Source organism: Nocardioides sp. 31GB23, from assembly GCF_040012395.1.
Taxonomy (GTDB): Bacteria; Actinomycetota; Actinomycetes; order Propionibacteriales; family Nocardioidaceae; genus Nocardioides; species Nocardioides salarius.
The window spans coordinates 1-17,612 of record NZ_JBDYKJ010000016.1 but is presented as its reverse complement, the minus strand read 5'-3'; the positions used below and the strand labels follow the sequence as shown (position 1 = coordinate 17,612).

At 74.5% G+C, this 17,612-nt stretch carries 17 protein-coding genes; 10 read left to right on the top strand and 7 right to left on the bottom strand.

Features of this window, described 5'->3' with window-relative positions; translation table 11 throughout:
- The 5 genes from ABKW28_RS06965 to ABKW28_RS06945 all read right to left on the bottom strand — a co-directional run bounded on the left by ABKW28_RS06965 (position 1) and on the right by ABKW28_RS06945 (position 7,412).
- Positions 1-1,941, bottom strand: a complete 1,941-nt coding sequence (locus ABKW28_RS06965; RefSeq protein WP_348607610.1) for a type II secretion system F family protein — start codon at positions 1,939-1,941, stop codon at positions 1-3.
- Positions 1,941-3,398, bottom strand: coding sequence for a CpaF family protein (locus tag ABKW28_RS06960; RefSeq protein ID WP_348607606.1), 1,458 nt, complete (start codon positions 3,396-3,398; stop codon positions 1,941-1,943). Before ABKW28_RS06960 ends, ABKW28_RS06965 begins: the two co-directional genes overlap by 1 nt.
- Positions 3,395-4,609: an AAA family ATPase gene (locus ABKW28_RS06955; protein ID WP_348607603.1), complete on the bottom strand. Its 1,215-nt coding sequence runs from the start codon at positions 4,607-4,609 to the stop codon at positions 3,395-3,397. The genes ABKW28_RS06960 and ABKW28_RS06955 overlap by 4 nt, the downstream gene beginning before the upstream one ends.
- Before the next feature lie 60 nt (positions 4,610-4,669).
- The gene (cpaB, locus tag ABKW28_RS06950) at positions 4,670-5,419 is read right to left on the bottom strand and encodes a Flp pilus assembly protein CpaB (protein ID WP_348607600.1); all 750 of its coding nucleotides are present in this window, start codon (positions 5,417-5,419) and stop codon (positions 4,670-4,672) included.
- A gap of 187 nt (positions 5,420-5,606) precedes the next feature.
- A complete protein-coding gene (locus ABKW28_RS06945; RefSeq protein WP_348607597.1) occupies positions 5,607-7,412 on the bottom strand; it encodes an AMP-dependent synthetase/ligase in 1,806 nt (601 codons plus the stop codon).
- 182 nt (positions 7,413-7,594) lie between these two features.
- Here ABKW28_RS06945 and ABKW28_RS06940 point away from each other — a divergent pair, with 182 nt between their 5' ends.
- The 5 genes from ABKW28_RS06940 to ABKW28_RS06920 are packed head-to-tail and all read left to right on the top strand — an operon-like array spanning position 7,595 to position 11,758.
- Positions 7,595-8,044, top strand: coding sequence for an SRPBCC family protein (locus tag ABKW28_RS06940; protein WP_193670417.1), 450 nt, complete (start codon positions 7,595-7,597; stop codon positions 8,042-8,044).
- Positions 8,045-8,057: 13 nt separating this feature from the next.
- Positions 8,058-9,266, top strand: coding sequence for an ArsA family ATPase (locus tag ABKW28_RS06935; RefSeq protein WP_348607595.1), 1,209 nt, complete (start codon positions 8,058-8,060; stop codon positions 9,264-9,266).
- Positions 9,263-9,814 (top strand): hypothetical protein, encoded by a 552-nt coding sequence (locus ABKW28_RS06930; RefSeq protein WP_348607592.1) that lies wholly within the window; start codon positions 9,263-9,265, stop codon positions 9,812-9,814. Before ABKW28_RS06935 ends, ABKW28_RS06930 begins: the two co-directional genes overlap by 4 nt.
- Entirely contained in the window at positions 9,811-10,752 is a 942-nt protein-coding gene (locus tag ABKW28_RS06925) for an ROK family glucokinase (protein ID WP_193670414.1), read from the top strand. Before ABKW28_RS06930 ends, ABKW28_RS06925 begins: the two co-directional genes overlap by 4 nt.
- Before the next feature lie 7 nt (positions 10,753-10,759).
- Positions 10,760-11,758 carry an ROK family protein gene (locus ABKW28_RS06920; protein ID WP_307822774.1) on the top strand — a complete coding sequence of 333 codons (999 nt, stop codon included), beginning with the start codon at positions 10,760-10,762 and terminating at the stop codon, positions 11,756-11,758.
- A gap of 42 nt (positions 11,759-11,800) precedes the next feature.
- Here ABKW28_RS06920 and ABKW28_RS06915 read toward each other — a convergent pair whose 3' ends face one another.
- Positions 11,801-12,259: a hypothetical protein gene (locus ABKW28_RS06915; protein WP_193670413.1), complete on the bottom strand. Its 459-nt coding sequence runs from the start codon at positions 12,257-12,259 to the stop codon at positions 11,801-11,803.
- Between the two features lie 23 nt (positions 12,260-12,282).
- On the bottom strand, positions 12,283-13,077 hold the full coding sequence (locus tag ABKW28_RS06910; protein ID WP_193670412.1) for an alpha/beta fold hydrolase: 795 nt from the start codon (positions 13,075-13,077) through the stop codon (positions 12,283-12,285).
- A gap of 83 nt (positions 13,078-13,160) precedes the next feature.
- Here ABKW28_RS06910 and ABKW28_RS06905 point away from each other — a divergent pair, with 83 nt between their 5' ends.
- The 5 genes from ABKW28_RS06905 (at position 13,161) to ABKW28_RS06885 (ending at position 17,309) form a co-directional block, all read left to right on the top strand.
- Positions 13,161-13,892: a lysophospholipid acyltransferase family protein gene (locus tag ABKW28_RS06905; RefSeq protein WP_193670411.1), complete on the top strand. Its 732-nt coding sequence runs from the start codon at positions 13,161-13,163 to the stop codon at positions 13,890-13,892.
- 68 nt (positions 13,893-13,960) lie between these two features.
- Positions 13,961-15,106, top strand: coding sequence for a DUF5931 domain-containing protein (locus tag ABKW28_RS06900; RefSeq protein ID WP_307822773.1), 1,146 nt, complete (start codon positions 13,961-13,963; stop codon positions 15,104-15,106).
- On the top strand, positions 15,103-15,675 hold the full coding sequence (locus ABKW28_RS06895; protein WP_348607589.1) for a flavin reductase: 573 nt from the start codon (positions 15,103-15,105) through the stop codon (positions 15,673-15,675). Before ABKW28_RS06900 ends, ABKW28_RS06895 begins: the two co-directional genes overlap by 4 nt.
- A gap of 10 nt (positions 15,676-15,685) precedes the next feature.
- Positions 15,686-16,396, top strand: coding sequence for a response regulator transcription factor (locus tag ABKW28_RS06890; protein ID WP_348607586.1), 711 nt, complete (start codon positions 15,686-15,688; stop codon positions 16,394-16,396).
- Positions 16,389-17,309, top strand: coding sequence for a hypothetical protein (locus ABKW28_RS06885; protein WP_348607583.1), 921 nt, complete (start codon positions 16,389-16,391; stop codon positions 17,307-17,309). The genes ABKW28_RS06890 and ABKW28_RS06885 overlap by 8 nt, the downstream gene beginning before the upstream one ends.
- The last annotated feature ends 303 nt before the right edge of the window (positions 17,310-17,612 follow it).

Sequence of the window (17,612 nt, the reverse complement as noted above, 5' to 3'; positions counted from 1 at the left end):
TCAGACCTCCACCTTGATCAGCTTGCTCATCCAGAACGCGCCGAGGGCCAGCCACAGCCCCGCCCCGACGAGCATGACCAGCCCCCGGGGGTCGGTGAAGAGCACCATCACGTAGTCGCGCTGGGTGAGGAAGAGGTACGCCAGGAACAGCGGCGGCAGGCCGCCCAGCACGTACGCCGACAGCTTGCCCTCGGCCGCGAGCGCGGAGACCTGCCGGCGGATGTAGGCCCGCTCGCGCATGGTCCCGGCGACGGTGTCGAGCAGCTCGGCGAGGTTGCCGCCGACCTGGCGCTGGATGCGGATCGCCATCACCACCCACTCGAAGTCCTTGCTGTCGAAGCGCACGGCGACCCCTTCGAGGGCCTCCTCGAGGGTGACGCCGAGGCGGGTCTCGGCGAGCACGCGGCGGAACTCGCCGGCGATCGGCTCCTGGCCCTCGCGGACCACCGTGTCGACCGACTGGCTCAGCGACAGGCCGGCCGACAGCGACCCCGAGATCAGCCCGAGGGTCTCGGGCAGCAGCTCGTTGAACTTCTTGCGGCGACGCGAGCTCCTCAGGCCCAGGTAGAGCCAGGGCCCGAGCAGGCCGAGCACGACCAGGAGCAGCGCGACTCCCAGGCTGCCGCCGCCGAGCAACAGGCCCAGGAGACCGGCGCCGACGACGATGCCGACGTGGACCAGCAGCCACTCGGGGGCCTTCAGCTGGCTGCCGGCGCTCTCGAGCCGGGCGGCGATGCGGACCTCGAGGCCGCGGCTGCGGCGCAGCACCTGCCCGGCCGCCTCCTTGGCCTGGGCCAGCGCCTGCTCGGGGTCGACCCGGGCCGGCGCGGCGGCCGAGGAGCCGGGGCGACCGGTGGCGGCGGCGTACTGCTCGACGCGCTCGGCCGGGCCGGCGGCCACCTGGCGCCGGGGCACCAGCAGCACGGCAAGCGCCACGAGCCCGGCCCCGAGGGCGAGCACGCCCGCCCACATCGTCCAGCCGGGCGCGCTCCACCCGTTGTCGCTGCGCACGAGGTCGTCGACGCCGGTGCCGCCGGCGACCGACTCGGCGACCGGCACGAACGCCTCGGCGACGACGGGTCCGGTGGGCGAGTCGAGGGTGACCCGCACGGTCTGCTCGGTGGCGCCCAGGTCACCGGGCACGGCGGCGGTGACCAGCAGCTGTCGGTCGAGGGCGTCGGCCTCCGCGGCGAAGGCGGTCGCCAGCGCCTGGCTCGTCGCCGGCACGACGCGACCCTCGCCGGCCTCGGCGAGCTCGCGCAGGGTCGGCTTGGCGCCCTGCAGCGAGATGACGTCGAGGCCGATGCCGGAGGCGGCCACCGCTGCGGTGGCATCGGCCAGGGGGGTCGAGGTGGTGTCGGCGCCGTCGGAGAGCACCAGCACGGTGCGCTGGCCCTCGCTGCCGGCCAGGTCGACCGCGGCCAGGACGGCGTCGTGGAGGGCCGTGCCGCGGCTCAGCGTCAACGCGTCGACGACGGCACGGGCGGCGTCGCGGTCGGCGGTGAGCGCCTGCGGGGTGGCCACGTCGCCGGCGAAGGTGATCACGCCGACCAGCACGTCGTCGGGCACCAGGACGAGGAAGTCTCGAGCGGCCTGCTGCGCCGCCTCGAACCGCTCGCCCGACATCGAGTTGCTGGTGTCGATGGCGAGCACCGCGCTGCGCCGGACCGAGCCCGAGGAGCCGGCCGGCTCCGCCTGCGCGCCGACGCTCGCTCCGCCGACCTGCACGGTCACCGAGGCCGGGTCGACGTCGGCGTCGGCGGGCACCGAGACCAGCAGGGAGACGCCGTCGGCGGTCGGCTCGGCGTACGAGATGCTCGCATCCTCACCGGCGGCGCCCCTCGCGGACGCCTGGCCGGTGCCCAGCAGCGCGGGCCCCAGCAGCACCGAGACCACCAGGCCCAGCAGCGGCAGCAGGAGGAGCGGGCGCCAGGAGCGCATCAGATCCGGTCCGTGGCGAAGATCAGCGGGTCGACGGTGACGTTGGCGTAGGCCATCTTCTCCAGGAACTTCGGACGCAGCCCGGTGGCGCGCAGCCGGCCCAGCGAGCGGCCGTCGCGGTCGAAGCCCAGCGAGCTGTCGAAGACGAAGATGTCTTGCAGCGTGATGACGTCGCCCTCCATCCGCTCCACCTCGGTGATGTGGGTGATGCGGCGGGTGCCGTCCTTGAAGCGGGTCTGGTGCACGATCAGGTCGACCGCGGAGGCCACCTGCTCGCGGATCGCGCGCACCGGCAGGTCCATGCCGGCCATCAGCACCATCGTCTCCATCCGCGCGAGCGTGTCGCGGGGGCCGTTGGAGTGCAGGGTGCAGATGGAGCCGTCGTGGCCGGTGTTCATCGCCTGCAGCATGTCGAGCGCCGAGGCGTCGCGGACCTCGCCGACGATGATGCGGTCGGGGCGCATCCGCAGGCTGTTCCTGACCAGGTCGCGGATCGAGACCGTGCCCTTGCCCTCGATGTTGGCCGGGCGCGACTCCAGGCGCACCACGTGGTCCTGCTTGAGCTGCAGCTCGGCGGCGTCCTCGATCGTCACGATCCGCTCGTCGCCGGGGATGAACGAGCTCAGCACGTTGAGGGTGGTGGTCTTGCCGGCGCCGGTGGAGCCCGAGACGATCACGTTGAGCCGCCCGCGCACGCACGCGTCGAGGAAGCCGGCGGTCTGGTCGGAGAGCGAGCCGAAGCGGACCAGGTCTGCCACGGTCAGCGGGTCGGCCGCGAACTTGCGGATGGTCAGGGCCGAGCCGTCGACGGCCAGCGGTGGCACCACCGCGTTGACGCGGCTGCCGTCGGGCAGCCGGGCGTCGACCATCGGCGAGGACTCGTCGACGCGGCGACCGATGCGGGAGACGATCTTGTCGATGGTGCGGCGCAGGTGGGCCTCGTCGGCGAACTTGGCGCTCGCCGGCACCAGCCGCCCGCTCTTCTCCAGCCAGATCGAGTCGTGGCCGTTGACCATCACCTCGGAGACGTCGGGGTCGCGCAGGTAGGGCTCGATCGGCCCGTAGCCGAGGATGTCGTCGCTGATCTCCTGCGAGACCCGCTGCCGGTCGCTGCTCGACAGCGGCCGGTCCTGCTTGCCCAGCACGTCGGCGAGCACGGAGCGGACCCGCTGGTCGAGCTCGTCGGTGTCCATGTCGGCGTCGTAGAGCTGCGGGCCGAGCTGCTTGACGAGCTCGGCGTGCACGCTGGCCTTGAGGTGCTCGATCCGGTCGTCCTCGCGCCCGCCCAGCGAGCGCCGGGGAGCGGCCGCGGGCGCCGACGCCGGTACGACGTCGGCGCCGGCGGGGCGAGCGGCCTCGACCGGTCCGCCCGGCACCAGCGTGGTCGGGTCCTCGGGATCGGCGTCCACGTCGACCCCGGCGCGGCGGGCGGCGGCCAGCCGGTCGGAGAGGCTCATCCTGGTCTCCTCATCCGGAAGCGGGCCCGGCCCCGGCCCGAGGTGCCCTCGGGGCGCTCCTGGCTGCCGGCCCCGTCGTCGGCGTCCGGGCCCGGCGCCGCCGACCCGCTCTCGCCCGACAGGGTGGCCGCGAAGCGGCGCAGGGCGGTGCTGCCGGCGTGGTCGGGGGAGTCCACGACGAGCGGCGTGCCGGAGTTCGTCGAGGCCGCGATGTCGATCGAGGAGCCGACCTGGGTGGCGATCGGCATGCCCAGGATGGCCTCGACCTTCTCGGGGCCGATGCCCACCGCGTCGTCGGCGCGGTTGAGCAGCAGGTGCCGGTGCCCGCGGGCGATGTCGAGCATGTCGAGGGTCTCGAGGGCCACCTTGACGTTCTTGAGCGTCGGCACGTCGAGGGTGGCCACGATGACGCACTCGTCGGTCTCGTCGAGGGCGGTCAGCACCTGCTCGTCGAAGGCGGGCGCGGTGTCGACGACCACGTGGTCGAAGGACTCGCGCAGGGTGCGCAGCACCCGGGTGACCAGTGCCGGGGTGACCCGCTCGCGCGCGTCGGGGTGGGCGGGTGCGGCGAGCACCATCAGCGACTTGTCGTGGCGGGTGAGCAGGGCGTCGAGCTGCTCGACGTCGAGGTCGTGCTCGGAGCCGATGGCGTGCTCGATGGAGTGGGTGGGGAAGAGCTGCATGGTGATCGCGACGTCGCCGAAGGCCAGGTCGAGGTCGACCAGGCAGACCCTGCGCGCCCCGCCGTCGGCCAGCGCCAGCGCCAGGTTGACCGCCATGGTGGTCTTGCCGACCCCGCCCTTGGGTGAGAAGACGGTGACCACCCGCCCCAGCTGGTGGGCCCCGGTGGGCCCGCGTAGGGCCAGGTGCAGCTCGTGGGCGCGCGCGACGGCCGCGGCCACGCCGGAGGTGTCGCCGTCGGGCACGACGTCGCGGGCGCCGGCCTGCATCGCTCGCGTCAGCACGTCGGTGTCGAGCGCGGCGCGCACCAGCACGACGCTGACGGTGGGCCGGGTGGTGCGCAGGTCCTCGCAGACCTTCAGGGCGTCGTCGAGGTCGAGGTGCGGCCCGAGCACGACGACGTACTCGTCGGGGTGCAGGTCGAGCCAGGCACGCATCCGCTCGACGGAGTCGACGCCCTGGCCGCCGGGCGGCAGCGCGCCGAGCAGGGTGGTGACCACTGCGGCCTCCGGGTCGGTGACGACGGGCATCGGTGCTGCCTCCTTCGGTGCTGCTGGGTGGGTGGGTCCGGTGGAGGAACCGGGGGCGGGTCAGCCCGGGAAGAGGTTCTGCGGGGTGGTGGCCGGGCTCAGCCGCACCTTCGAGTCCTCGGTGAGCAGCGCGAACGACAGCTCGCCCTGGCTCTGGCCCAGCAGCACCTTCTGCACCTGCGGCTGGCTGACCGAGAGCGTGATCAGGGTGCGGGGCAGCGTCTCGGCGACCTGCTCGCCGCCCTGGCCCTCGGCCGTCGTGGTCGTGGTGGTGATGGGGGTGGTCGAGCCCACCGCGATCACGGTGACGCGGGTCAGCAGCACCCGGCTGTAGGGCTGGGCGGTGGTGGCGTCGGTGCCGTTGACGAAGATCGCGACCTCGGAGCCGGGGTTGACGAAGCCGGCGACCCTGGCGGGATCGGTGAGGTTGATCGACATCGCCATGTCGCCCTTGTCGGGGATCTGCAGGCGCGTCTCCTCGACGGCACTGGCACCCAGCTTCTGGGGCACCACCTGCTCGCCGGGGTAGATGTCGATCATCGCCACGTCCTGCTCGACGCCCTCGGTGGTGGTCAGGGCGCCCGGGAGGATCTGCCCGCGGGCCACCGGCTCGAGGGCCAGCTTGCCGCCGGCGGCGGCGGCCGCCACCGTCTCGCCGCGCTCGATCTGCTGGGTCGCGACCAGCACCTCGGTGGTCTCGTAGGCGTCGCGGGCACGGTTGTCGGCGCCCTGCACGTAGACCAGCACCAGCACGGTGCCCAGGGCTGCGACGACCGCAGCGGCGATGAGCAGCACTCGTCGACGATCCATCGGTGCACTTCCTCCCGTCGGCGGTCGCACTGGCGCGGGGTCCCCCTGCTCCGCCCGTCGACCCGGGCGCACAGGTGCGCCCGCCTCCCTGAGGAATGCTAGGGAGGACTCCGGGGTCGTGTGGCCGGTTTGCCCGGACCGCTCAGTTAAAGGGTGTGACCTGCGCCACGCCGCGCCGGTCGCCCGATCAGGCCGGGGGAGCCGCGTACAGCTCCGCGACGCGGGTTCGCTGCTCGCGCATCACCACCGAGCGCTTGAGCTTGAGGCTGGGGGTGAGCTGGCCGCCCTCCTCGGTCCACTCGTCGGCCAGCAGCACGAACCTGCGGATCGACTCGGCCTTCGAGACCGCCTTGTTGGCGTCGTCGACGGCCTTCTCGATCTCGGCGCGCAGCTCGGCGTCGTCGACGAGCTCGGCGGCGTCGGCCGGCTTGCCGTGCGCCTCGGCCCACCCCGGCAGCACGTCGCGGTCGAGGGTGACCAGCGCCGCGATGTAGGGCTGGCCGTCACCGACGACGACGCACTGGTCGACCAGTGGGTGCGCGCGCAGGCGGTCCTCGAGCACCGCCGGGGCGACGTTCTTGCCCCCGGCGGTCACCAGGATCTCCTTCTTGCGACCGGTGATGCGCACGAAGCCCTCGTCGTCGACCTCGCCCACGTCGCCGCTGTGGAACCAGCCGTCGGCCTCGAGGGTCTCGGCGGTGGCCTGCTCGTTGTCCCAGTAGCCGGCGAAGACCTGGCCGCCGCGGAAGAGCAGCTCGCCGTCGTCGGCCACCCGCACCGCGGTGCCGGGCATCGGGCGCCCGACGGTGCCGATGCGCGTCGCCTCGGGGGTGTTCACGCACAGCGCGGCAGTGGTCTCGGTCAGCCCGTAGCCCTCGAGCACGCTCAGGCCGATGCCGCGGTAGAAGTGGCCCAGGCGCTCGCCCAGGGGAGCCCCGCCCGAGACGGCGAACTCGCACCTGCCGCCCAGCGCGTCGCGCAGCTTGGCGTAGACCAGGCGCGAGAAGACCGCGTGCGCGGCCCGCACCCGCAGCGGGACGCGGCCCTTGTCCTGGCCGCGCGACCAGGCGATCGCGGTCTCAGCGGCCTTGTCGAAGATCGCGCCGCGTCCCTCGGCGGCCGCCTTCTGCGAGGCGGTGTTGAAGACCTTCTCGAAGACCCGCGGCACCGCCAGGATGAAGGTGGGCCGGAAGACCTGGAGGTCGGCGAGCAGGTTCTTGATGTCGGAGCTGTGCCCGAGGCGGACCCGCTTCTTGACCGCGCCGACCTGGATGATCCGTGCGAAGACGTGGGCCAGCGGCAGGAAGAGCAGGGTGGCGGCGCCCTCGGACTCGAAGAGCGCGTCGAGCTCGTCGGTGGCCACACCCAGCTCGAACATGAAGTTGGCGTGGGTGAGCATGCAGCCCTTGGGGCGCCCGGTGGTGCCGGAGGTGTAGATGAGCGTGGCCAGGTCGAGCGGGGTGGCGCTCGTACGCCGCTTCTCCAGCTCGGCGTCGTCGATGTCGGCACCCAGGCTGGTCAGCACCTCGACCGCGTTGTCGGCGAAGGACCACAGGTGGTTGAGCTCGCTGAGCCCGGAGCGCACGGCGCTCACCCGGGCGACGTGCTCGGCGCTCTCGGCCACGACGGCACGGGCCCCCGAGTCGCTGAGGATCCACCCGACCTGCTCCTGCGAGGAGGTCTCGTAGACCGGCACCGTGACCGCGCCGGCGAACCAGATCGCGTAGTCGAGCAGCGTCCACTCGTAGCGGGTCTTGGAGATCAGGGCGACCCGGTCGCCCACCTCGACACCGGCCGCGACCAGGCCCTTGGCCACCCCGCGCACCTCGGCGAGGAACTCCGCGGCCGTCACGTCCTGCCAGGCGTCCCCGTCGTGGCCCGGGCGGCTGAAGACGACCGCGTCGGGTGCCTGCTCGGCGTTGGCGACGACGTCGTCGGTCAGGTTGCCCGTCGCTGGGACCTCGATGGTCAGGGGCGTGGAGAACTCACGCACGTCTGTCTCCTTCTTGCTCACGAATCCGGCCCGGTCGGGCTCGCGGTCATGCCCGCCGCGGCCCGGGGCGGGACGCGCACGGCACGTTACCGCCGCCGGGCGGCCCCGGCCCATCCGGTACAGTCGCCGCGCACTCGGGGGAGAGACCCGGGTCACCACCGGGAGGGACAGGGGGCAGCCAGATGGCCGAGCAGACCACCTCGTCGATCGTGATCGACGCCACAGCCGCGCAGGTCATGGACGTGATCGCCGACTTCCCGGCGTACCCCGCCTGGGCCAAGGGCGTGAAGACCGCCGAGGTGCGCTCCACCATCGACGAGGGTCCCGAGGCGGGCCGGGCGCGCGAGGTGTTCTTCTCCCTCGACGTCTCCCCGATCAAGGACGAGTACACGCTGGCCTACGAGTGGGACGGCGACCGCCAGGTCACCTGGAGCCTCGTCGAGGGCAAGATGCTGCGCATGCTCGACGGCGCCTACGTGCTGCGCGAGCGCGACGGCGCCACCGAGGTGACCTACCGCCTCGCCCTCGACGTCTCGATCCCGCTGATCGGCATGCTCAAGCGCAAGGGCGAGAAGATCCTCATCGACACGGCGCTGAAGGGCTTGAAGAAGCGCGTCGAGTCGCTCGGCTGAGCGGGGCCGCTGCGTGCGCATCCTGCTGTTCACCGGCAAGGGCGGGGTCGGCAAGTCGACCGTCGCCGCGGGCACCGCGGCGCTCGCCGCGGCCGCCGGGCACCGCACCCTGGTGCTGTCGACCGACGCCGCGCACTCCCTGGCCGACGCCTTCGGCGTGAGCGCCGGGCCCGAGCCCAGAGAGGTGGCGCCGCGCCTGCACGTCCAGCAGGTCGACGCGCAGCGCAAGCTGCAGCAGTCGTGGGCCGAGGTGCAGCACTACCTGCTCTCGGTCCTCGACGCGGCCGGCGTCGATCCGGTCGCGGCCGAGGAGCTGACCGTGCTGCCGGGCGCCGAGGAGGTGCTGGCGCTGCTCGAGCTGCGCCAGCAGGCGCTGTCGGGACGCTGGGACGTCGTGGTCGTCGACTGCGCCCCCACCGCCGAGACGCTGCGCCTGCTGGCCCTGCCCGAGGCGCTGGGCTGGTACATGCAGCGCGTCTTCCCCGCCGAGCGGCGCATCATCAAGGCCCTCAAGCCGGTGCTGACCCGCAGCGTGGGGGTGCCGATGCCCGGTGACCACGTCTTCGACGCGATCGAGCGGCTGCACGCCGAGCTCGACGAGGTCCGCACCCTGCTCTCGGGCCCCGACGCCAGCGTGTGGGTCGTGCTCACCCCCGAGAACGTCGTGCTCGCCGAGGCCCGCCGCAGCTGGACCCACCTCTCCCTCTTCGGCTACCGCGTCGACGGCGTCGTGGCCAACCGCGTCTTCCCCGAGGCCGGCGGCGACGACTGGCGCGCCGGCTGGGTGGCCTCGCAGGCCGCGGTGCTCGAGCAGGTCGAGCAGTCCTTCGCCGGGCTGCCGGTGTGGCGCTCGGAGTACCGCGCCGAGGAGCCCGTCGGCGTCGAGGCGCTGCGCGGGCTCGCCGAGCAGGTCTACGCCGGCGCCGACCCGCTGGCGGTGCCGGCGGGGCCGGGGCCCTTCAGCATCGAGCGCAGCGAGGGCGGCGCGCTGCTGCGCCTCGCGCTGCCGCTCGTCACCCGCGCCGAGGTCGACCTGGCCCGCAACGGCGACGAGCTGGTGGTCACGGTCGGGTCCTACCGCCGGCTGCTGACCCTGCCGGCCGGACTGGCCCGCCTGCGGGTGGCCGGCGCACGGGTCGAGGCCGGCGGCCTGCGGGTCCGCTTCGTCGAGCACGAGGAGCCGGCCGCCGCGAGCGGCGTACGACGGGAGGCGGCGCGGTGAGCGACGAGAAGCCCTCCGGCGGCGCGGACCGCTCCGGCGACCGGAGCGGCGAGGACGTCGGTTCCCTCGCCGAGGAGGCCGCCAAGCTCTTCGGCGCCCTCACCGACTGGGCCCAGGACCAGGCCGGCGACCTCGGCGACCTGGGTGACCTGGGTGACTTGGGCGACCTGGGCGCGGCCGGGGCGAAGGCCGCGCAGGGCGACCTGCACGATCTCGGCTCCCACCTCGCGGGTCTGGCCGGGCACGCCGCCGAGGCAGCCGCCCGGGTGCAGGAGCACCTCGCCGGCGCCCTCGACGACAACCTCGCCACCGGCGCGCCCGAGTGCCGCTGGTGCCCGGTGTGCCGGGGCGTGCACGCCGTGCGACAGGTCAGCCCCGAGGTCCGCGCGCACCTCGGCGCGGCCGCCTCGTCGCTGGTGCAGGCGGCCGCGGCGCTGCTGGCGACCACCCCGCCGTCGGGCCGCTCGCGCGACGTCGAGACGATCGACCTCGACGACGAGCCGGACGACGAGACCGAGCCCCGCACCGACCCCGGAGACCTCCCATGAGCCTGACCTGTGGCATCGACATCGGCGGCACCAAGATCGCCGGCGGTGTCGTCGACGAGGAGGGCACCATCCTCGAGGAGCTGAGGGTGGTCTCGCCCGCCAGCTCCGAGGAGGCGATCGAGGAGGCCGTCGCCGGCCTGGTGCGCGAGCTGCGCTCGCGCCACGACGTGCGCGCCGTGGGTGTAGGGGCGGCCGGGTACGTCGACCGCTCGCGCTCGGTGGTCATGTTCGCGCCCAACATCGCCTGGCGCGACGTGGCGATGCGCGCCGACCTCGAGCGCCGCCTCGACCTGCCGGTGGTCATCGAGAACGACGCCAACGCCGCGGCCTGGGGCGAGTTCCGCTTCGGCGCCGGCCACGACGTCGAGGACCTGCTGCTGGTCACCGTCGGCACGGGCGTGGGCGGCGGCATCGTGCTCGACGGCGCCCTGCACCGGGGCGCCTTCGGCGTCGGCGCCGAGATCGGCCACATGCGCGTCGTGCCCAACGGCATCCTGTGCGGCTGCGGCAACCGCGGCTGCTTCGAGCAGTACGGCTCGGGCTCGGCGCTGGTGCGCGAGGCCCGCGCGGCCGCTGCCGGCGGATCGCTCCTGGCCCGTGAGGTCCTCGACCTCGCCGGCGGCGACCCCGAGGCCATCACCGGCCCCCTCATCACCGAGGCCGCCCGCGCCGGCGACCCCTTCGCCGTCGAGCAGCTCGCCGACCTCGGGCGGTGGCTCGGCGAGGGGATCGCCTCCCTCACCGCCGTGCTCGACCCGGCCGCCGTGGTGATCGGCGGGGGAGTCAGCGAGGCCGGCGACCTGCTGCTCAACCCGATCCGGGCCGCCTTCGCCGCCCAGCTCACCGGTCGCGGCCACCGGCCCAGCCTCGAGATCCGCAAGGCCCGCCTGGGCAACCGGGCCGGTCTCATCGGCGCCGCCGACCTCGCCCGCGTCTGAGCCCGCCGTGTCGCTCCTGCAGGCGGGCTCGGGGGCCCTGCGCCCGGTCGTGATCGGCGTCGACGTCGGCGGCACCAAGGTGATGGCCGCCGAGGTGGCCATCGACGGCAGCGTCTCGCGGGTCGCCCACCGGGCCACCCCCGGCCGGCGCGTCGACGTCGCGCTGCTCGAGGACGCGCTCAGCGAGGCGGTGCACGAGGTCGCCGACGGCCGGCGGGTGGCCGGCGTCGGCCTGGCCGCCGCCGGCTTCGTCGACGCCGCAGGCGAGCGGGTGGCCTTCGCCCCGCACCTGCCCTGGCGCGGCCACCAGGTGCGGGCCCGGCTCACCGACCGGTGGGGCGTGCCGGTCTTCCTCGACAACGACGCCAACTGCGTGGCCCGGGCCGAGTCGGCGCACGGGTCGGCGATGGGGGCCGCCGACGCGCTGGTGCTGACGCTGGGCACCGGCATCGGGGGCGCGGTCGTGGTCGGCGGGGTGCTGCACCGCGGCCGCAACGGCATGGCCGGCGAGTTCGGCCACACCCGCGTCGTGCCCGGGGGCCGCGACTGCGAGTGCGGCGGGCGCGGCTGCTGGGAGCAGTACTGCAGCGGCAACGCCCTGGTGCGCGCCGCCCGCGCGGGGCTCGGCCCCGACGGTGCGCTGGCCGCGGCCTGCGGCGGCGACCCGGCCGCCCTGACCGGCCCGATGGTCACCGACGCCGCACGCGCCGGCGACCCCGCGGCGCTGGCGGCGTACGCCGAGGTCGGGGAGTGGCTGGGCCTCGGGGTGGCCAACCTGGTCGCAGGGCTCGACCCCAGCGTCGTGGTCGTCGGCGGCGGGGTGTCGGCCGCGGGCGACCTGCTGCTCGAGCCGGCGCGCGAGGAGCTGGGCCGCTCGCTGGTCGGCGCGCAGCACCGGGTCGTGCCGCCGCTGCTGCGGGCGCGCTACGGCCCCGAGGCCGGGGTGGTCGGCGCCGCCGACCTGGTGCGTGAGGGCCTGGGCCGGCACGCGCGTCCGCGCGGCTGAGCCGGCCCGGCCAGGTCTGTCGGTCGGGCTTGGAGGCCCGGGTCAGACCCGGGAGCCGTCGTCCCAGGGGTCGCGGGGCTCGCGGGGCATCTGGTGGACCAGGTAGACGAAGCCGCCGACGAACCAGGCGACCATCAGCCACCCGACCCAGCGCGGCAGGTCGATGCCGGCCAGCAGTGAGACCAGCAGCACCACCGGGGCCCCGAAGACCCCGATCCAGGCGATGCCGCGGTCGGGGGCGGGCACCGGCAGCGGGCCCGGCTCGGGGGGCACGAAGCGGTCCTCGTCGTCGACCGGGGGTGCGGGTGCCGGCGGGGGAGCCGGGGCAGGCTCCGGGGCAGGCTCCGGGGCCGGGTCCGGGTCGGGTCCCGCGGCGGGACCGGGCTCGGGGTCGGGCTCGGTCCTCGTCTCCGAGGCAGCCTCCGGGTCGTCGAGCTCGGCGCGCTCGCCGAAGTTCTCCACGATCGCGCGCCAGGCCTCGTCGTCCTCCTCGCGATGCACCCTTCGAGCGTAGGCGGTGGGCCTCAGCCCGAGGTCACCCGGGCGACGAAGGCAGCGGTCTCCTCGACGAGCAGCGGCAGGTCGTTGTCGAGGGTGGCCACGTGGTAGCTGTCGGGCAGCCGCAGCACCGTCACGTCACGTGAGGAGACCCGCGAGGTGATCAGCGGCTCCGACGACTCGTCGACCACGTGGTCGACCGCCGAGCGGGCGTAGAGCACGGGCGCGGTGACCCGCGGCAGGTCGGCCACCAGCACCGGCCAGGCCCGCATCATCGAGTGCACCGCCTTCAGGGGCGCGCGCGGGTAGCCGTGCTCGGTGACGCCGGGCTTCCTGATGTCGTCGGTGATGCCCCGGAACGACGGCACGAGGTGCTTGAGCACCGGCAGCAGCTTGACGTCGAGGCGCTTGGTGGCCACGGCCGGGTTGACCACCACGACCCCCGCGACCTGGTCGGAGGACTCCACGTCGGCGGCCAGTCGCAGCACCAGCGCCCCGCCCATCGACAGCCCGGCCAGCACCACGACGTCGCAGCGCTCCAGCAGCCTGCGGTGCGCCGCGCGGACCTCGGCGTACCAGTCCTCCCAGCGGTAGCCGTTGAGGTCCTGCCAGGTCGTGCCGTGCCCGGGCAGGCGCGGCACCTCGACGGCGTACCCGCGCCCGGCCAGCGCCTGCGCCCACGGCTTCACCGAGGCGGGCTGCCCGGTGAAGCCGTGGCAGACCAGCACCCCGACGCGCCGGTCGCCGGTCAGCGACGGGTCGGGGTCGGTGGCGAGGGGGGCGGCCAGCGGGTGCACGGGCGGGGCCGACGCAGGAGTCATGCGCGAGATCATGCCCTAGGCTGGTGCGCGCCGCAGGAGTCCCCAGCGGCAGTCGTCGTACGTGGTCGGGGAGGGTCGTCTCGGTGTTCTACTGGTTCCTCAAGTGGGTGGCCATCGGGCCGCTGCTGCGCGTGGTCTTCCGGCCCCAGGTCGAGGGCGCCGAGCACGTGCCCGAGAACGGTCCGGCCATCCTGGCCAGCAACCACCTCTCGTACGCCGACTGGCTGTTCATGCCGCTCACGCTCTCGCGCCGGGTCACCTTCGTGGCCAAGGCCGAGTACTTCACCGGCACCGGTCTCAAGGGCTGGCTGCAGAAGACGTTCTTCTCCGGCTCGGGCCAGGTGCCCATCGACCGCTCCGGCGCCGACGCGGCGGCCGGTGCGCTGCTCTCGGCCAAGCGGGTGCTGGGCGAGGGCGGCCTCTTCGGCATCTACCCCGAGGGCACCCGCTCCCACGACGGCAAGCTCTACCGCGGCAAGACCGGGGTGGCGCGCCTGGCGCTCGAGAGCGGCGTCCCGGTGGTCCCGGTGGCCGTCGTCGGCACCGACGTGGTGGCCCCGCCGGGCAAGAAGTTCGGCACCGTCACCCGGCCCGTGGTGCGCTTCGGCAAGCCCCTGGACTTCTCGCGCTACGAGGGCCTCGAGAACGACCGCTACATCCTGCGCTCGATCACCGACGAGATCATGTACGAGATCATGCGCCTCTCGGGCCAGGAGTACGTCGACATGTACGCCGCCCGCGCCAAGGAGGAGTCGAAGAAGGCCGACGCCGCCGCCGCGGCGCAGTCGGCGGGCGAGCAGAAGAAGGCGTCCTGACCCGGCTCCGTGCGGCACTGCCCGGCCGCACCCGGCCCGGCGCGGCCGATCCCGACCACCCGGCGGCCGTGGCCGTCGAGGACCGGCTCTTCCAGGCCCTGGCCTGGCTGCGCTGGGTGGTGCTGGCCAACACGGTGGCGCTCAACGTCTACCGCTACGACAACTTCGACCGCCCCGTGCTGGGCCTCGGTGTGGTCGCCTCGCTCGCGGTCTGGACCGTGCTGGCCGGGCACTTCTACGCCGACCACGCCCGGCGCGGCTGGGCACTGCTGGGCACCGACCTCGCCATCGCGGTCGTGGCGCTGGTGAGCAGCCCGCTGGTCAAGGGGCCCGACTTCAACGCCTCGGTGCCCGGCTTCTGGGTGATGACCGCGCTGCTGGCCTGGGCGGTGCACCTGCGCTGGCAGGGTGGGCTCGTGGCGGCGCTGGTGCTGGCCGGCACCGACCTGGCGGTGCGCCAGGACGTCAGCCAGGCCGTCTACGGCAACGTCTTCCTGCTGCTCATCGGGGGCCCCGTGGTCGGCTACATGGCCGGGTCGCTGCAGCAGATGGCCGTTGAGCGCGACCGCGCCGAGCGGGCCGCCGCCACCGCGGCCGAGCGCACCCGGCTGGCCCGGGCGGTGCACGACGGGGTGCTGCAGGTGCTGGCGCTGGTCCAGCGCCGTGGCCACGAGCTGGGCGGCCAGGGCGAGGAGCTGGCGCGGCTGGCCGGTGAGCAGGAGGACGTGCTGCGCGGGCTGATCCGCAGCCAGGACGCGGCCGGGGTGGCCGGGACCGCAGGCCCCGCCAGCGCGGGGAGTGCCGGCGGACTGCGGGTGCTCGACCTGGCCTCCGAGCTGGTCGCGCTGGGACGTCGACCCGGTGTCGAGGTGGCGGTGCCGGCCGAGCCGGTGCCCCTCGACGCGCACGCGGTCGTCGAGCTCGTGGCCGCGGTGGGTGCGTGCCTCGACAACGTGGCCCGGCACGTGCCGGCCGCCGCCGACGGCGCGCCCCCGCGCTCGTGGGTGCTGCTCGAGGCGCTGCCCGACCGGGTCGAGGTGTCGGTGCGCGACGAGGGACCCGGCATCCCCGAGGGTCGACTCGACGAGGCGGTCGCCGAGGGCCGGCTCGGCGTCAGCGGCTCGGTGCGCGGCCGTCTCGACGACCTGGGCGGCACCGCTACCCTGAGCACCGGTGGCCTCGGCACCGAGTGGGAGCTGGTGGTGCCGCGGTGACCATCCACGACTCGCACCCCTTCGCCGACCCCGATCCCGACCCCGTACGCCGCCTCCGCGGCCGGCTCGGCGGCGCCGTCAGCCTGTGGGCCGCCGGCGAGGGCGCGCTGCGCGACGGGCTGACCGTCACCTCGTTGATGCTGGCCCACGGCGAGGAGCCCGGCCTGCTCGCGCTGCTCGACCCCGACGCCGACCTGACCGGAACGCTGCTCGACACCGGCCGCGCGGTCGTCTCGCTGCTGGCCTGGGAGCACCGCTACCTGGCCGACGCGTTCGCCGGCACCGCCCCCGCCCCCGGCGGACCGTGGCGGCTGGCCGACTTCGAGCAGACCGGGTGGGGGCCGCGGCTGCTCTCGGCGCCCACCTGGGCCGGGGTCGAGCTGGTCGGCCGGCGCGAGGTCGGCTGGTCGCTCGAGGTCACCTGCCGGCTGGCGCACGTGGCGGTCGGCGACGACGACGGCCCCGGCGGGGCGCTGGGCCACCGCCGGGGGCGCTACCTGCGGCTCGGCGCGCCGGCCTCGGGGTCCGGTGCGGGGTCGGGCCAGGGATCGACCCCCGGACCGGCATAGGGTCGGCGCCATGACCGAGGTCACACCGCTCGACTCAGAATCCACCGGGTCCACCGGGTCCGCCGCGGCCCTGCGCGTGATGGTGGTCGACGACCACCCGATGTGGCGCGACGCGGTCGAGCGCGACCTGGCCGCCGCCGGCCACCAGGTGGTCGCGGTGGCGGCCACCGGCGACGAGGCGCTGGCGCGGTTCCCGGCCGCCCGGCCCCAGGTGGTCGTCCTCGACCTGCAGATCCCGGGACCCTCGGGCGTCGAGGTCGCCGCCGAGGTGCTGCGCGTCGACCCCTCGGCACGGGTGCTGATCCTCTCCGCGTCGGGCGAGCAGGCCGACGTGCTGGCCGCGGTCAAGGCCGGCGCCACCGGCTACCTGGTCAAGTCGGCCTCGCGGGCCGAGCTGCTGGCGGCGGTCGCTGCCGTCGCCGCCGGCGACCCCGTCTTCACCCCGGGCCTGGCCGGGCTCGTGCTGGGGGAGTACCGCCGGCTCTCCGACACCCCTGCCGACGACCCCGCCGACGGGCACCCCGAGCTGACCGAGCGCGAGACCGAGGTGCTGCGGATGGTCGCGAAGGGCTGGTCCTACAAGCAGATCGCCGAGCGGCTGGTGCTCTCGCACCGCACGGTGCAGAACCACGTGCAGAACACGCTGCGCAAGCTGCAGATGCACAACCGCGTCGAGCTCACCCGGTGGGCGATCGAGCGCGGCCTCGACGACGATGAGTGAGGAGACCGGGGACGAGCCGGGCGACGGTGCCGGGCTGCTCGACCTCGCCGAGCGGCTCTACTCGCTGCCGCTGGGCGAGTTCACCGCCGCCCGCGACGCCCTGGTCAAGCAGCACCGCGGCACCGACCTGGCCCGCGACCTCAAGGCCCTGCGCAAGCCGACCACCGCCGCGTGGGTCGTCGACCTGCTGGTGCGCCACGAGACCGAGCAGGTCGAGCAGGTGCTCTCTGTGGGCGCCGCGCTGCGCGAGGCGCAGGCGGCGATGTCGGCCGACGAGCTGCGCACCCTGACCCGGCAGCGCCGCCAGCTGACCGCGGCGGTCACCACGACCGCGCGGGGCCTGGCCCGCGAGCACGGCCTGCGGGTCACCGAGGCCGTCGCCGAGCAGGTGCAGGCCACGCTCACGGCCGCGATGGTCGACGCCGAGTGCGCCCGGGCCGTGCGCAGCGGGCTGCTGGTGGCGCCGCTGGAGACCACCGGCATGGACGACGTCGACGTCGCCGGGGCGCTCGCGCTGCCGCAGGCGCTCGGCTTCGAGGCCCCGGCCGCAGCCCCGCCCGAGGCGCCCCCGCGACCCGAGCTGCGCGTCGTACCGGACCCGGAGGCGGCCGCGAAGGCCCGCGCCGCCGCCCAGGACGAGCTCGACGCCGCCGACGAGGAGCTGGTCGTGGCCCGCGGCTCCCGCGAGGAGGCCGGGCAGCGGGTGGAGGAGCTGGAGGCGCGCAGCCTGCAGGTGCAGTCGGAGATCGACGAGCTGCGCCGGCGCCTCGCCGAGCTGGAGTCGACCAGCGACGAGGTCGAGGAGGAGCTGGGCGAGGCGGAGGAGGAGCGTGACGAGGCGCAGGCGGCCCTCGAGGACGCCCAGGCCGAGCGCGACCGCGCCGCCGCCGCTCTCACCGCCCTCGACCCCTGACCCGGCCCATATCTGGCTCTTGTGACCCTTCCGTGGGTCGCTGAGCGTGGCCTGATGTGGCGCACGCCGTTCTCTGTCTAGGTTTCTGGCTTGTCTAGAGTCCGAAACCAAGGGCAGGAGAACGGCGTGCGGGACGCCAGCCTATGGCGCGCCTTGTTGGGCGTCGATGCGACAGCGGTGATCGAGGGTGTCGAGTTCAACCAGGACGCCGATGCCGACGGGTCGGTCGGGGGTGTCCTGGTCGCTCACGTGCGCCCACGTCGCGCCAAACGCGGCCGCTGCGGGGTGTGCGGGGCACCCAGC

What these genes read in the sequence shown, in the direction of transcription:
- ABKW28_RS06885 (WP_348607583.1), top strand. Translation starts at nt 16,389, where the DNA reads ATGAGTGAGGAGACCGGGGACGAGCCGGGCGACGGTGCCGGGCTGCTC.
- ABKW28_RS06940 (WP_193670417.1), top strand. Translation starts at nt 7,595, where the DNA reads ATGGCCGAGCAGACCACCTCGTCGATCGTGATCGACGCCACAGCCGCG.
- cpaB (WP_348607600.1), bottom strand. Translation starts at nt 5,419, where the DNA reads ATGGATCGTCGACGAGTGCTGCTCATCGCCGCTGCGGTCGTCGCAGCC.
- ABKW28_RS06910 (WP_193670412.1), bottom strand. Translation starts at nt 13,077, where the DNA reads ATGACTCCTGCGTCGGCCCCGCCCGTGCACCCGCTGGCCGCCCCCCTC.
- ABKW28_RS06925 (WP_193670414.1), top strand. Translation starts at nt 9,811, where the DNA reads ATGAGCCTGACCTGTGGCATCGACATCGGCGGCACCAAGATCGCCGGC.
- ABKW28_RS06890 (WP_348607586.1), top strand. Translation starts at nt 15,686, where the DNA reads ATGACCGAGGTCACACCGCTCGACTCAGAATCCACCGGGTCCACCGGG.
- ABKW28_RS06960 (WP_348607606.1), bottom strand. Translation starts at nt 3,398, where the DNA reads ATGAGCCTCTCCGACCGGCTGGCCGCCGCCCGCCGCGCCGGGGTCGAC.
- ABKW28_RS06955 (WP_348607603.1), bottom strand. Translation starts at nt 4,609, where the DNA reads ATGCCCGTCGTCACCGACCCGGAGGCCGCAGTGGTCACCACCCTGCTC.
- ABKW28_RS06965 (WP_348607610.1), bottom strand. Translation starts at nt 1,941, where the DNA reads ATGCGCTCCTGGCGCCCGCTCCTCCTGCTGCCGCTGCTGGGCCTGGTG.